The 13,811-nt window shown below is 36.5% G+C and carries 15 protein-coding genes; 3 read left to right on the top strand and 12 right to left on the bottom strand.

The window, feature by feature from the left end:
• The first annotated feature begins 147 nt into the window (after nucleotides 1-147).
• Together DYR29_RS21250 and DYR29_RS21245 are read left to right on the top strand one after the other, a co-directional pair.
• Complete coding sequence (locus DYR29_RS21250; protein ID WP_213278416.1) at nucleotides 148-447, top strand: rhodanese-like domain-containing protein; 300 nt, start codon at nucleotides 148-150, stop codon at nucleotides 445-447.
• Between the two features lie 28 nt (nucleotides 448-475).
• Nucleotides 476-1,093 carry an HD domain-containing protein gene (locus DYR29_RS21245; RefSeq protein ID WP_213278415.1) on the top strand — a complete coding sequence of 206 codons (618 nt, stop codon included), beginning with the start codon at nucleotides 476-478 and terminating at the stop codon, nucleotides 1,091-1,093.
• A gap of 92 nt (nucleotides 1,094-1,185) precedes the next feature.
• On the opposite strand, the gene DYR29_RS21240 is transcribed toward DYR29_RS21245, so the two are convergent.
• From DYR29_RS21240 to DYR29_RS21190, 11 genes are all read right to left on the bottom strand, one after another.
• On the bottom strand, nucleotides 1,186-1,956 hold the full coding sequence (locus tag DYR29_RS21240; protein ID WP_213278414.1) for an alpha/beta fold hydrolase: 771 nt from the start codon (nucleotides 1,954-1,956) through the stop codon (nucleotides 1,186-1,188).
• Between the two features lie 14 nt (nucleotides 1,957-1,970).
• Nucleotides 1,971-2,960 carry an NAD(P)H-dependent flavin oxidoreductase gene (locus tag DYR29_RS21235; protein WP_249413556.1) on the bottom strand — a complete coding sequence of 330 codons (990 nt, stop codon included), beginning with the start codon at nucleotides 2,958-2,960 and terminating at the stop codon, nucleotides 1,971-1,973.
• A 43-nt stretch (nucleotides 2,961-3,003) separates the two neighbouring features.
• Nucleotides 3,004-3,237 carry a hypothetical protein gene (locus DYR29_RS21230; RefSeq protein WP_213278413.1) on the bottom strand — a complete coding sequence of 78 codons (234 nt, stop codon included), beginning with the start codon at nucleotides 3,235-3,237 and terminating at the stop codon, nucleotides 3,004-3,006.
• A 58-nt stretch (nucleotides 3,238-3,295) separates the two neighbouring features.
• Nucleotides 3,296-3,502: a hypothetical protein gene (locus DYR29_RS21225; protein WP_213278412.1), complete on the bottom strand. Its 207-nt coding sequence runs from the start codon at nucleotides 3,500-3,502 to the stop codon at nucleotides 3,296-3,298.
• Nucleotides 3,503-3,622: 120 nt separating this feature from the next.
• A complete protein-coding gene (locus DYR29_RS21220) occupies nucleotides 3,623-4,990 on the bottom strand; it encodes a peptidylprolyl isomerase (protein WP_213278411.1) in 1,368 nt (455 codons plus the stop codon).
• An 86-nt stretch (nucleotides 4,991-5,076) separates the two neighbouring features.
• Nucleotides 5,077-6,000: a PfkB family carbohydrate kinase gene (locus DYR29_RS21215; RefSeq protein ID WP_142718965.1), complete on the bottom strand. Its 924-nt coding sequence runs from the start codon at nucleotides 5,998-6,000 to the stop codon at nucleotides 5,077-5,079.
• 27 nt (nucleotides 6,001-6,027) lie between these two features.
• A complete protein-coding gene (gene gldD / locus DYR29_RS21210; protein ID WP_213278410.1) occupies nucleotides 6,028-6,585 on the bottom strand; it encodes a gliding motility lipoprotein GldD in 558 nt (185 codons plus the stop codon).
• A 44-nt stretch (nucleotides 6,586-6,629) separates the two neighbouring features.
• The gene (gene mutY, locus DYR29_RS21205; protein ID WP_213278409.1) at nucleotides 6,630-7,664 is read right to left on the bottom strand and encodes an A/G-specific adenine glycosylase; all 1,035 of its coding nucleotides are present in this window, start codon (nucleotides 7,662-7,664) and stop codon (nucleotides 6,630-6,632) included.
• A 141-nt stretch (nucleotides 7,665-7,805) separates the two neighbouring features.
• A complete protein-coding gene (locus DYR29_RS21200) occupies nucleotides 7,806-8,267 on the bottom strand; it encodes a hypothetical protein (RefSeq protein WP_249413555.1) in 462 nt (153 codons plus the stop codon).
• Between the two features lie 78 nt (nucleotides 8,268-8,345).
• Nucleotides 8,346-9,707: a DUF5458 family protein gene (locus DYR29_RS21195; protein ID WP_047420438.1), complete on the bottom strand. Its 1,362-nt coding sequence runs from the start codon at nucleotides 9,705-9,707 to the stop codon at nucleotides 8,346-8,348.
• Nucleotides 9,708-9,727: 20 nt separating this feature from the next.
• Nucleotides 9,728-10,174, bottom strand: a complete 447-nt coding sequence (locus DYR29_RS21190; protein WP_047420541.1) for a type VI secretion system contractile sheath small subunit — start codon at nucleotides 10,172-10,174, stop codon at nucleotides 9,728-9,730.
• 353 nt (nucleotides 10,175-10,527) lie between these two features.
• Here DYR29_RS21190 and DYR29_RS21185 point away from each other — a divergent pair, with 353 nt between their 5' ends.
• Nucleotides 10,528-11,574 (top strand): hypothetical protein, encoded by a 1,047-nt coding sequence (locus DYR29_RS21185; protein WP_047420436.1) that lies wholly within the window; start codon nucleotides 10,528-10,530, stop codon nucleotides 11,572-11,574.
• Nucleotides 11,575-11,636: 62 nt separating this feature from the next.
• Here DYR29_RS21185 and DYR29_RS21180 read toward each other — a convergent pair whose 3' ends face one another.
• Nucleotides 11,637-13,733, bottom strand: a complete 2,097-nt coding sequence (locus tag DYR29_RS21180; RefSeq protein WP_213278407.1) for a M13 family metallopeptidase — start codon at nucleotides 13,731-13,733, stop codon at nucleotides 11,637-11,639.
• Nucleotides 13,734-13,811: the final 78 nt, after the last annotated feature.

Below are 13,811 nucleotides of genomic sequence, written 5' to 3'. Positions count from 1 at the left end.
TTATCAATCTTCTGATTTCTGTGGAGCTTCCTCTTAACTCCTGTTCCTATCCTGCTTCTTTTCTAAAAAATTATGTTTTAATTAGGATTTTTTTCAAAAAAAAATTGCGTAATTTCGTTTCTAATTTAATGTTTAAACCCAACAACTATGTCTTTAATAGAAGTAATACAATCCGGAAACTATGAATTAATAGACGTTCGTGAGCCAATGGAGCTTGAAATGGACGGTAATATAGATGGTGCTAAGAATATTCCTCTTGGTGAAGTAGAAGATAGACAGGATGAGATTCTATCTATTGAAAAGCCGGTAATCTTATTCTGCAGAAGCGGGAACAGAAGCGGAAAGGCATTGGAATATCTTAATGCTCAAGGATTAAAGGATGGTTATAACGGTGGAGGCTGGGCTGAGCTGAAGGCTGTTCTGGAAGCAAATCAGGGAACTTTTTAAAAGTTCCTTTTTTTATCCCTTTATTTCTATGAATCTGAAAAATCAGTTTGACCAGCTTTGTTCTTTGTTTACAGAAGATGAGCAGTTGATTAACAGTCTTTGGAAGGAGATTGAAACTAAATATTCTGAAAAAGGGAGACATTATCACAATCTTCTTCATATTGAAAACATGTTCAATGAACTTGAAATGGTGAAAAGTAATATCTCAGATTTTACAGCTATTTCTTTTTCAGTATTTTACCATGACATTATCTACGATGCAACTTCCAAAACTAATGAAGAGAAAAGTGCTGCCAAAGCTGAGAAAAGACTTGCCGAACTTTATTTAGATAAAAATAAGATTTCAATAATTGCAGAGCAGATCCTAGCAACAAAATCTCATCAACGATCTGATCATGAAGATACCAATTATCTTTTAGATGCTGATCTTTCTGTATTGGGAAAAGATTTTAAAACCTATTTGAAGTACACTCAGAATATAAGAAAGGAGTATTCCATTTATCCTGATTTTCTTTATAAACCTGGACGAAAAAAAGTACTCAAGCATTTTCTGGAACTCGAAAGCATCTTTAAAACGGATTATTTTAAGCAGAAATACGAAGCTCAGGCAAAAGAAAATATTACTGGAGAACTCCGACTGCTGTAATTGAAAAGGATATTATTTAATTTTTCCCTTTTTAAATTAATAAGACACCCATTGAAAGGTGCCTTATTTTATATTGTGCAGAAAATTTCTGATTAAAAATTTTCTCTGATAAACGATGCAGCTTTGTCCAACACTAGTTCAGGAACTTCTTTATGCGGTGTATGCCCGATATTAGGAATAATATATTTTTCAGCATAACCATTTACCTGAGATACAGTTTTTTCAACCTGATCCAATGTTCCGTATTCATCGGCTTCTCCCTGTATAAATAATAATGGAGCTACGATATTTTTCAACAGATATTCAATATTCCAGGTTCTGTAGTCTTCACGTGTCCAGGTTTCAGTCCAGGCCTTGAAAAGCATTTCTACTTTATCCCCATGGTATTTCTGTAAACGTTCGGGAAGATTGGTTGTTTTGTAAGCGTCCCAGGCATCATATACTCCTTTTAAAGTGACGTCTTCCACAAATATATGTCCTGCTTCACAGATAACAGCTTTTACTCTTTCAGGGTATTTGGCAGCTGTAATTAAGGCTATTGTTCCTCCATCGCTGTGCCCGAAAATAATTGCATTATCAATGTTCATTTCAGTAAGTAAACTGTTCAGTATATCTGCTTCCAGCTCCATATAATTTACCGGTCTTTCATGAGTAGGCATCGGATCTGATTTTCCATAGCCCAGACGGTCATATGCCAGAGTGTTGCATTGTGTGGTTTCGGATAATCTGGCCGGAAAATCTCTCCAAAGCTGCACGGAACCTAATGAATCATGCAGAAAAATAATGGTAGGTCTGTCTTTAAACTGGCTGTTGTGTTCTATATATAATTTTTTACCCTTTACATCAATTATTCTTCTCTCCATTGAATAAATTATATTTAAAAAGTTGGCATTTTTGTTTCTTCAAATTCTTTTAACAGATGATTGAAAACAGTTTCTACCGGAAGAACTTCGTCAATCAGTGCAGAAACCTGGCCAATTTCCAGTTCTCCATCTTCCATATCTCCTTCAAACATTCCACGTTTTGCTCTGGCTCTTCCCAATGAGGCAACCAAGGCATCTTTATTTCTTCCGATCTGATAGATATCTTCCAGCTCACTGAAAAATTTATTTTTAACCATTCTTACAGGTGCCAACTCCTTCAAGGTAAGATGGGTATCTCCTTCCTGCAGTTCTGTGATTTTCTTTTTCCAGTTTTCATGGGCACTGGCTTCTGTAGTGGCAGCAAAACGGGATCCGATCTGTACGCCATCTGCCCCAAGTATCATTGCCGCTTTGATCTGTGAACCTAAAGCAATTCCTCCTGCAGCAATTAACGGCTTAGAAATATGTTTTTTCACATTCGGAATCAGACAGAATGTTGTTGTTTCATCTCTTCCGTTGTGGCCGCCTGCTTCAAAACCTTCTGCAACAATAGCATCTACTCCTGCATCTTCACATTTTACTGCAAATTTGGTAGAGGAAACTACGTGCGCTACTTTTATTCCTTCTTTCTGAAGGGTTTCCGTATAAGTTTTCGGATTACCCGCTGATGTAAATACAATCTTCACTCCTTCTTCAAGAATGATCTGAATGATTTCTTCAATATTAGGGTATAACATCGGTACATTTACCCCGAAAGGTTTATCTGTAGCCTTTTTGCATTTCTGGATATTTTCTCTCAGGATATCAGGATACATACTTCCTGCTCCAATTAAGCCCAATCCACCACAATTGGAAACCGCAGAAGCGAGCCTCCATCCGGAATGCCAGATCATACCTGCCTGGATAATGGGATATTTAATAGTAAAAAGGGTTGAAATTCTATTTTGGGTAGCCACCATATCATGAAGTTTTTTTGCAGCGTTAAAATCTATAAAATTGCTCATGTGTAAAAATACTAAAAACAACGGTTTTCAGAGCCTTACATTATTATTTTTTGTACCGCTCTAAAATGCTGTCAATTATAAAACTTATTTTGAAAAAATTCTGAGCAAGTTCATGAATATTCTTTTCTATATCATCTATATTTAATTCTATCCAACCCTGCATCAATGTTAGTGGGCCATAATCTACACTTACATTTGGCCAGTCTTTCCGGTGTTTTAAAAATTCTTCTCTAAAGATCTGTGCAAAATCTCTGGCGGGTATTTTATAACCTTTCAAAGCTCTCAATTTAAGGGCATGAATGTTATAATAAATCTTATTTTCCCGGATGGTCTTATCATTTTACCCAAACGGAAAAGAAAATCCGTCCTTCGGCATCTAAAGGTGATAAAAAATCTCCGGACCATTCCGGTTTATAAACTTTAAGGGCAACAGATTCTAAAATTATACCTAAAGACAGTTTCAGACCGTTATTTTTAAATTTTTCTTCAGGAATTCCGGATATGGCCGATTGAAATTTTCTAAGGTAAAAAGCATAGTCCATATTCATAATTTTTATAGTAAATACTTCTATTCTAATATAGAAAAGCAAATAGTCAATTTCATTTTAAAAGCCTTAAAATGATCAAAAAAAAAACCTTCAGAAGTTCTGAAGGTTTTCATTTTATTTTGCTATGGATTGTTTCTTCCAGTTAGACTTAAAGCTACAATTGTCGTAACGTCCGTCAATAGAGATAAAAGTTGTCGGTAACTTAGAGTTGACAAACTTTTCAACCATTTCACTTTTCTTTTTATTCAGTGCCATCTGCTTGATTCTGCTGAAGTCAGTTTCCAGTGTAATCTGGTGAGAAGGAATCACATCTTCAATTTTAATGATCTTGATCTGCTTTCTTTTGTTTTCTTCATCTTCAAAAGCTGTAGTAATGTCTCCTTTGTTCAATCCTGCCAATTCGTAGCTGATTGTTCCCGGAATACTTTCTCTTTCAATTTTATCAGAACCATCTGCTCCGGGAATTACCCCTGCATTGAATTTTGTTCTTTTATCATCCGAGAATTTAAAAGCAGCATCTTTAAATGTCATTTTACCATTCACGATAAGACCTCTGATACTGTCTAGTTTTGCTTTTGCAGTTTTAAGCTCATCATCAGTAGGTACAGCTTTTAAAAGGATATGTCTTGCGTCATACACTTTACCTGATCTTTTCAGCAGTTGGATAATGTGGAATCCGAATTCTGATTCAATAGGATCTGAAATTTCATTTTCCTGAAGGTTCAGTGCAGCAGCCTCAAATGGCTTCACCATCTGCCCTTTATTGATATTTTTATATAATCCTCCGTTAGCAGCCGATCCTTCATCTTCAGAATAAATTCTGGCCTGGCTCTCGAAAGTTTCCCCTCCAAGAATATCCTGCTTGATCTTTTTCAATCTGTTGATAAGCTCTTGTTTGTGTGCTTCCGTTAAGGTAGGATAGATCATAATCTGAGCTAAAGTAACTTCATCTTTTACCTGTGGCAGCTGTGATTTATACATATTGTAGAAGTCAGTTACCTCATTTGGAGTTACGTCTGCTTTATCAGTAACTCTCTGGTATTTTGCCTGTCCGTAATACTGGTCAGTATCTATCTTTTCGATAGCATTTTTCATCTCATAAGCGTTTCTGAACTTATAAGCGGCAAGCAATGTTTTTTCATCCGGAAATTGAGAAAGCAACTGACGGTATTTTGCGTTAGCCTGTTCTTTGATTGCTGCAGAACGGTTTTCAATTAAGGTATCTTTTTTTGCTTCATATACAAGAAGCTTGTTGCTGATAAGGTTTTCCAGGAACTCACATTTATCTGTGTTGGCAGCTCCCTGCTGTTTCCCATAATTCATTTGCTCAAGTACATCAGATTCCAAAACAATCTCATCCCCGATAACAGCTGCAATACCATCCACCAAATCTCCTTGTTTTAGCTGGGCATTCATCATATTTGAAGAGAATATCATGATGAAAACCCCAAGAAGAAAAGTGATTTTTAGTTTATTTGTCATTTTACTATTTTAACAAGTTGCAAATTTAGAATTCTTAACGAATTTCACTCAATTTTTTATTATAAATATTTCTTAAAAAGACTTATTTACTGCAGTTCAACATCAAAAGTGGTTAATTCTTTAAATTGTCTCAATCTGCTGAACATATCAGCTTCACTTACCTCCTCTATTCTTTCTGTTCCAAACTTCTCTACAGTGAATGAAGCCATGGCAGATCCTACGATAAGAGCGGATTTCATGGTATCGAAATCTATTTTCTCTTTTTTAGCAAGATAAGCTGCAAAACCTCCTGCGAAAGTATCTCCAGCTCCTGTTGGATCGAAAACATCTTCTAACGGAAGTGCAGGAATAGCAAATACTTTATTATCATGGAAAAGCAAAGCTCCGTGCTCTCCTTTTTTGATGATCACATACTCAGGTCCCATTGTATGAATCTTTTTAGCTGCTTTTACCAGAGAATATTCCCCTGAAAGCTGTCTTGCTTCTTCGTCATTGATCGTAATTACGTCTGTTTTCGCAATCATATCCATTAAGATATCCCATGCAGAATCCATCCAGAAGTTCATGGTATCAAGGATAACCAGTTTCGGACGGTTGTTCATTTTTTCAAGTACGGATAACTGAACTCCAGGGTGTAGGTTTCCAAGTAACAAAATTTCGGCATCCTGCATAGAATCCGGGATTTTCGGATCAAAATTCTCCAGTACATTTACTTCTGTAGCCAGAGTATCTCTTGTGTTCAGATCATTGTGGTATTTTCCAGACCAGAAGAAAGTTTTTCCTTCTTTTACGATTTCAATTCCTTCGATATTTACATCTCTGTCTGTGAACATATCAAGATGTTCTTGTGGAAAGTCTCCTCCTACTACAGAAACAATTCCGGATTTAACGCCTAAAATTGATGAAGTGATTCCGATATAAGTGGCTGCACCTCCCAAAATTTTGTCCGTTTTACCAAATGGTGTTTCAATTGCATCAAATGCAACACTTCCTACAACTAAAAGTTTCATATATTTTTCAATGTATATTAAAAGTAATTATTTTTTCCATTCAAAAGTGTCCAGCATGTGTTTCATATCATTTTTGATATAGTTCACTGCAGGCGCCAGAGAATCCGGTTTCGGTCTCGTATTAAAGTATAAGTAAGCAGTAACGAAGTGTTTCGTACTGTCTGTAATGTAAAACTGAAGGTTGGAAGCACTCTGCCCTTTCAGCTCATAGAAGTTCCCGTATACTTTCTTTTCAGGATATTCAAAGGATTTTGTATCTATAGAACTGGCTTTGATGGTATGCTCATATACCATTTTTTCAGCTTCTTTAATATGGTCTGCAAAGTCATTTTGTATAGGGTAATAGGTAACGAAAAGCTTTGCTTTCATTTTAGGGTAATTCACATAGAACCAGCAAGGTTTTTTAGCCGGTGCAATAGAAGCAAAGTCCGAGTACTCAAAGGTATAGGCACAATCGTTTTCAAACTTTTGGTATTTCGGTGAAGGATATTCAAGACGCAGTTCTCCATAAGGTTTTGGTGAAGGGTCTTTTCCACATGAAATTAAAAGCAGTGATACAAAAATAAAAATGACTTTTTTAATCATTTTGCAAAAGTACAAATTAGATTTCAGATTTAAGAAGACAAATTTCAGTCTTTCAGAGAGTTTTGAATGTAATTTTCCAAAGGCTTCGGAAACGATTTTTCGTGAGAGCCTTCAACATCTGTAATCAGGTATTGATTTTCAGCGATAAAATCATTCCATATCTTTTGTGAAGTAACCTCAACATTCAATATTTCAATGCTTAAATTCTTATGAGTAAGTTTATGAGCAACCGTTTTTGAGCCTGTAATAAATGGTTCCATATCCGAAGAAATAGCTGCAGGAAACTCAAATAACTTCTTCCATATAAAATCATCTGCTCTCTGACGGATCAGAAACTGACCGTTTCTGTGAACAAAATAATAGGTCAAAGCAAGATCTTCTGCCTTTACTTTCTTTGTTTTTACAGGATAATCTGAAATTTTCTGCATAGCAAATGCCAGACAATCTTCATTGATGGGACAATCTGTGCAAAGTGGATTTTTAGGTTTACAGATTTCTGAACCTATATCCATCATCGCCTGGTTGAAATCACCCACATTTTCCGGCATCACCAAAGCAGCCAGCTCAGAAAAATAGGTAAAAGCTCTTGAGTTAGAAATATCAAAATCATCGGCAAAAAGGCGGCTTAGGACACGGTAAAAATTCCCGTCTACAGCGGGCATTTTCCCACCAAAACATATGCTTGAAACGGCTGCTGCTGTATATTTCCCGACTCCTTTAAGTTTTAAAATTTCTTCGTATTGTTCAGGAAAGACGCCCTGATAATCATTCATGATCTGCCGGGCAGCTTTATGGATATTGATCGCTCTGGAATAATAGCCTAATCCCTTCCAATACAACAGCACTTCATTTTCTTCAGCTTCAGCCAACGTTTTTACGTCCGGAAACCTTTTAATGAAATTATTATAATGATTCAATCCCTGATTGATCCTTGTCTGCTGAAATACAATTTCACAGATCCAGATTTTGTAGGGATCTTTTGTCTGTCTGAAAGGCAAATCTCTCGCATTATTGCTATACCATCCCAGAATTTTGCTGCCAATGTGTAGAAAATCTGAATTTCCGCTATCCTTCTTCAAAAATTTTTGTTTTGCTTTTATGAGATACTTCGACTTCGCTCAGTATGACATTGCTAATACCAACCGTTTTCAATAAACGAATGTTATTTACTGTCTTATGCATTGCGGAGTCAAAACATTTTGTATCTGCAAAGATAAAATTTATTTATCAGCTTTCACAGAATATACGGGAGCAGCTTTTAACCACTGATAATTAAGGTTTCTGTCTTTCTTTAAAAAGCGGTATCCTTCCAGATTCTTCAGGTAAACATACATGGAATCTGTATTTTTTATTTTTAATTTATATTGGGATAGAAATAACATAGGCATTTCTACGGTGGAATCTCTTACCGTTTTTAATACTTTTCCAGATCTTACTTTGTAAAGGTAGAATGATTTTCCACGGCCTTTTGAACTGTCTGTCAGCTTTACGTCTGAACTTGCAATGACAAGTTCACTGCCATTAAAACATTCATCTTTGTTCATGATGTATGCCTTTCCTTCCTGATGCTCGTCTGCAAAAAGATCATTTTCGTATTGGCCGGGGCTTTGGTATTTTTTCTCACAGCTTATCAAAAGCACCATCAATATAGCGGGCAAACCAATGATAAGTTTCTTATTCATATTAAATTTCATAGGTGTTGGTTGAAAAAAAACCGATGTAAAATTGCATCGGTTTTTGTTATCTAAAGTACGTTGATGTTACTCCTGAGTATATTCTGCATCCCATTCGTTACCATCATCTCCCTTGTGTCCGTCAAGTTTAATAACGAAACTTTTTGTAGGGAAATAAGGCGTCATACGGATATCCAGCCACACTCTGTCTTTGTTTACTCTATCCTGCTCGAAACGAACAATTTTGAATTTTTCAATCAATTTGTCCGGTCCTTTGATATTATCAAGGAAAGTTACGATCTGTCTTCTCAAATCGTCCTCGTTTTTAGCATTCCAGTTTTCGAAAGCTCTTCTGTTCAGGAAGTCCAGAAGTACTTTGGTTACGTAATCGAATACACGAACTACGGAATACGTCTGAAGACCGATATTGTCTCCTGTAAATAAGGTCTTCGCTGAGAAGGCCATAATTTTTCCGTACTCGTTTACCATTGGTACAAGACCCATTTTTTCCAACTGAGAAATTTCACTTTTCTTCAATTCGAATTTTACAGCGTCTACTTCGTTGATGTTACCATGTTTTTTACCTGCTGCTACCTGAGACATAAGGGTTTTATGAATCTTTCCTGCCAATGAAGTGGAAGGTGGAAGTTCTACGTTTTCTTCTTCCCCTACTTCTTCAGCTTTACCACGTCCTACCAGCCAGTTACACGTCATAATAACGTTACTTCTGTGAAGTTCTCCTCCGGTAAGGTTCGCAGAATGGAATAAATCTACTACGTCATCCGGCTTATCAAGGTTGGCGAAGTCTGTAACCATCATTACTTTATTTTCGTTACAGATTTTTGCCCATTTCTCGATGACCTTATTGGATCCTAAATATCCTGGGATTGCAAGGATTGAATAGTTATCTCTAAGGTCAAGACGGTCGTAATAATTTTTGAATTCTTCTGATATTGCATCAATAAACAAAGGGTTATCCAGATCGGAAACCTGTTCAAGGCTTGCATTTACGATACTTACGTTATCCACTTTATCCAATTCTGTGTTTTTGTAGAATTGAGCTACTGTTCTGTAGTTGGTTTCCAACATACGAACGGCATCCAGTGTATTTTTTAAGTTTGTTTTTAGGTTTTGGTCGGCCTGTTGTGCTTTACTCTTGCATGTATCGGCCATCTTATCTGCAGATTCGCTACCTTCTAAAAGGTTTACCCAAAGATTGATCTTCTGAAGAAGTTCTTTTCTTTCGTCTGCTTTATTGCTGTCATTCAGGAAGATTTCTTTTCTTGCCTTTCTTGTTGGGTTCATATTGGCAATACCGTCTACAACGGATTCAACAAAGCCAAATCCTCCCATTTTATTGAGCTCTGCAAGCGGGTTGCCTTTCGGTTGTCCCGAGTGCTGCTGCTGACCCTGCTGCTGGCTTTCTTGTGCCTGTAATTTGCTATCCATGATTTAATGTAAGTCTTTAATTATTTTTCAAGTTCTTGTGCCACTTCTTTCAATACCTCTACGAACGCTGCTCTTGTCTGATCGTTCTCCAGCATATTGCGTAGAATTTTGTTTGTTTTCAGCTGACGTACTATTTTATTGTACTGCTCCTGCTCCATGCTCAGCTGCTGCAGATAATCTGACTTCTGAGTAAGGCTTTTAGGGGTAAAGTCTCCAAGGTTTTGAAAACGGAATTCTTCTTCTACCACTCCTCCGTCTTCTGTTTCGTGTTGTACCGATATTGAAGGCTGAAAATGTTTGAAAACGTCTTCCACTGTTTTTAATCCTGTTACGATTTCAGGAGTATAAGACTCTTCTGTTGTAAGCTGGCTTACTATCAGTGATTTATTTTCCTGTATTTCCTGAATAGCTTCATTAGCGTCTACTTTTACTTCGTTTCCGCCAACACCATAATTAAACATTGCCATATTATTGTTATTTTGAGATTTCTTATTCTGGTTTGGATCTGTCTTTGAGTAATTTACAGATGAATCAAATAAATTACCAATCCAGTGTTTAAATTTAAAAAAAAACTGTAACATAAAAAATTTTACTAAGATTTTTCTTGGATCATCTAAATTTATCTACATTTATTCAACATAAAATCACCATATTACGATATCACTAAGCTATGAAAAAATAAATAAAAAAATTCAAGAAAAAATAAATAAAATTTTGTCCGCTTTATTTTTATACAAAAGTATCCAATGAATGTTAAAATAAGGATTCCTCAATTATTACAAAAAAAAAATCTTTATATTTAATCAAAGTGAACAGTGTCATGAAAGATGTAAAAATAGCGTTCAGAAAACCCATATTTCCAGTTTCAGAAGCATTACAGCAGTATCTGGAAAAATATAACAGAACTACCAAGATCAAGTTTCTGTATGAAGATCTGCTAAGGTTCAGTGACAGTGTGAGCATTCTGGATAAAGACGGAAAAGATACTTTGTGGCTTGGGGTATTATATCCTGAATTTGAGTTTAAAGAAATAGAGGCTAATTTAAATAAGATTTACACCTTGCTTCATTCTGATGGAGACATCGCTACTTTACCTTATCTGAAAGTGGACACCATTGACTTTTGTACTTTCGGGAATTCTAAACCTTTCCGGGTTCGGGTGAGAAATATCCTTAATGATAATTATACTTATTTTTATATTAAACAGGCGGATGCATCCCGAATATTCGGGCTGGAACTTGAGGACCTGCTTTCTCCCAACCGGATTAATTTTCTGGTTTACAAAAATACTTTGATTGAAGAACATATTTTGGGAATTCCCGGGGATGTTTTTATTCAGAAACATATGTTCAACTGTACAGAACTGGAAAAGGCGCAGATTTCCAAGGAATTTGTAAAATTCAATGAGCGCTGTCTTATCGGGCTTCTTGGTGACATGAGATCTTATAATTATGTTGTGATTCCAATACATGATTTTGACCAGGTTATTTACAGAATCCGTCCCATTGATTTTGACCAGCAGTCTTATGAGGGAAATCTGAAAGTCTATCTTCCGCAGTATTTCAAGGAAAACAGCCAAATGGTCAATATGGTACTGGAAAAGCTGAAACCTAGTTCTATAGAGCAATACCGCAAAGAAGTACGTTCACAAATCGTAAAAAGAGTAACGAGCAGCCAAAACAGATTTGATGAACTTATTTCTATTATGAAAAAAGACAATATTGCACCGGAAGCCAATGTTACAGAACTAAAGACTGCTTTACAAAAACTCACTTATGATGTCAATTTCAAGTACTGTAAAAGCATGGGAGACATTATAGAAACCGGAATAAAGTTTGTGCTCCGGAATTATAAGAAAGAATATTAAAAAAAGAGAATCCGCCTACATTGAGACGGATTCTTTCTTTTCTAACAATTTTTAAGGTAAAATTACCAGATTTTTATTCTGTCCTGAGGAGCTTTATATAGTTTGTCCCCTTGTTTGATATCAAATGCTTTGATAAATGAATCCTGGTTGACCAGTGGCCCGAAAGCTCTGAACATTCCCGGAGAGTGTGGGTCTGTTTTCACCTGATTAATCATATACTGATCGGTAGCTTTTGTTCTCCAAACGGTTGCCCAGCTCATAAAGAATCTCTGATCCTGAGTAAATCCGCTGATCTTCCCCGGGTTTCCTTTGTCTTTTAAATACATCTGAAGGGCATCGTAAGCCACAGCTACTCCACCTAAGTCACCAATATTTTCTCCACTTGTAAATTTACCATTGACAAAGCTTCCTTTTACAGGTTCATAAGCACTATACTGAGCTGCCAGCTGACCTACTTTTGCATCAAAGTTTTTACGGTCTGCATCTGTCCACCAGTTGTTAAGGTTACCATCACCATCGAAACGGGAACCGCTGTCATCAAATCCGTGAGAAATTTCGTGACCGATAACAGCTCCGATTCCTCCGAAATTCACTGCTGCATCAGCTTTAGGGTTGTAGAAAGGCGGCTGAAGAATAGCTGCAGGGAATACAATTTCGTTATTTGATCCGCTGTAGTATGCATTTACCGTTTGTGGAGACATTCCCCATTCTGTTTTGTCAACAGGCTTTCCTACTTTATCTAAGCTTCTCTGATATTGCCATGCTGCTACATTCTGAAGGTTAGAATATAGAGTAGCACCTTCTTTTGGAGATTCTACTTTTAACTGAGTATAGTCTTTCCATTTATCCGGATAGGCAATTTTCACGGTAAACTTGGATAATTTTTCCTGAGCTTTTACTTTGGTTTCAGGAGACATCCAGTCTATGTTTGCGATGTGGGATTTGAATGATTTTAAAAGGTAATCAATATACGTTTCCATCTGCTTTTTCGCTTCAGGAGTAAAGTATTTGTCTACATACAGCTTCCCGAAAGCTTCTCCAAGAACGCCATTTACAAGGGTAAGCCCTCTTTTGTTCATCGGACGCTGTTCTTTCTGCCCCTGTAAGTATTTCGCATAGAAATCGAATCTGATCTGTTCCAGATTGTCATCCAGATTGCTTGCATTTCCATTGATAATGTGATATTTCAGATAGTCTTTCAATAAAGGAAGGTTTTTCTGAGTAATGAACTGATCCATATTCTGGTAATATTTCAGTTCTCCGATGATCACTCTGTCTGTATTTACGCCTGCATCTTTAAGGTATTTTGCAAGGTCAACATTTTTCACAAGTCCTGATAATTCTGATACATTTTTAGGGTTGTATCTTAAATTGGCATCTCTGTTCTGTTCAAGCGTCAATAAGTAGTTGGCAAGCTGCTTTTCAAAGTCTACTACATTCTGTGCAGCCTGAGTAGAATTTTTGTATCCTAAAACTCCGAATAGTTTTCCAACGTAAGTCTGATATTCAGCTAATGTTTTAGTATTTGCATCATTTACTTTCTGATAATAATCTCTTCCTAAACCTAAATCCGGGCCACCAAGATATACTGCATTCATATTGGAATTCTTCATATCAGCACCCACTCTCCATCCATAGAAAGAGTTGTCTCCCAATCTTGTAGCCTCCAAAAGATATTTCTGAAGATCACCCAGGCTTTTAATAGCGTCTACTTTAGCAAGATCAACCTTGATAGGTGACAGACCTTCAGCATTTCTCTTATTGGTATCCATAAAAGAAGCATACAGATTCTGAATTTTCTGCCCTTCAGATCCGGCAGGATATGATTCTGTAAGTATTTTGTTTAATATATCTAATGAAGCATCATCCACATTTTCTCTCAACGCATTGAAAGACCCCCAGTTTGCTTTGTCGGAAGGAATCTGAGTAGTTTTCACCCAATTTCCGTTCACATAGCTAAAAAAGTCATCCTGCGGGCGGACACTGGTATCCATATACGATAAATTGATTCCCTCTTCTTTTGCTTCTTCTTTTACCGGTTCAGCCACTTTTGCCGTAGCTTCTGTTTTATTCTCTGTCCCTGCAGTCTTTGCTGCACCACACGAATTAAGAAATACAATACCTGAAAGGGCAAGTATTCCAATATTTAGCTTTTTCATTAAAGATTATTTTTGATTTTACACAAACTTATCAAATATACAAACTTTAATGATATAATTCTGGTTTGAGATTTGAGA

Origin of the sequence: Chryseobacterium indologenes (genome assembly GCF_018362995.1) — a bacterium.
Taxonomy (GTDB): Bacteria; Bacteroidota; Bacteroidia; order Flavobacteriales; family Weeksellaceae; genus Chryseobacterium; species Chryseobacterium indologenes_G.
The sequence above is the reverse complement of the archived record's forward strand: the minus strand, read 5'-3'. Positions and strand labels throughout refer to the sequence as shown.

Bases quoted from the DNA above. Each gene is read 5' to 3' on its own strand.
- DYR29_RS21195 (WP_047420438.1), bottom strand. From the start codon at position 9,707: ATGGATAGCAAATTACAGGCACAAGAAAGCCAGCAGCAGGGTCAGCAG.
- DYR29_RS21245 (WP_213278415.1), top strand. From the start codon at position 476: ATGAATCTGAAAAATCAGTTTGACCAGCTTTGTTCTTTGTTTACAGAA.
- DYR29_RS21240 (WP_213278414.1), bottom strand. From the start codon at position 1,956: ATGGAGAGAAGAATAATTGATGTAAAGGGTAAAAAATTATATATAGAA.
- DYR29_RS21250 (WP_213278416.1), top strand. From the start codon at position 148: ATGTCTTTAATAGAAGTAATACAATCCGGAAACTATGAATTAATAGAC.
- DYR29_RS21185 (WP_047420436.1), top strand. From the start codon at position 10,528: ATGAAAGATGTAAAAATAGCGTTCAGAAAACCCATATTTCCAGTTTCA.
- DYR29_RS21220 (WP_213278411.1), bottom strand. From the start codon at position 4,990: ATGACAAATAAACTAAAAATCACTTTTCTTCTTGGGGTTTTCATCATG.
- DYR29_RS21190 (WP_047420541.1), bottom strand. From the start codon at position 10,174: ATGGCAATGTTTAATTATGGTGTTGGCGGAAACGAAGTAAAAGTAGAC.
- DYR29_RS21235 (WP_249413556.1), bottom strand. From the start codon at position 2,960: ATGAGCAATTTTATAGATTTTAACGCTGCAAAAAAACTTCATGATATG.
- DYR29_RS21200 (WP_249413555.1), bottom strand. From the start codon at position 8,267: ATGAATAAGAAACTTATCATTGGTTTGCCCGCTATATTGATGGTGCTT.
- DYR29_RS21215 (WP_142718965.1), bottom strand. From the start codon at position 6,000: ATGAAACTTTTAGTTGTAGGAAGTGTTGCATTTGATGCAATTGAAACA.
- DYR29_RS21180 (WP_213278407.1), bottom strand. From the start codon at position 13,733: ATGAAAAAGCTAAATATTGGAATACTTGCCCTTTCAGGTATTGTATTT.
- gldD (WP_213278410.1), bottom strand. From the start codon at position 6,585: ATGATTAAAAAAGTCATTTTTATTTTTGTATCACTGCTTTTAATTTCA.
- DYR29_RS21225 (WP_213278412.1), bottom strand. From the start codon at position 3,502: ATGGACTATGCTTTTTACCTTAGAAAATTTCAATCGGCCATATCCGGA.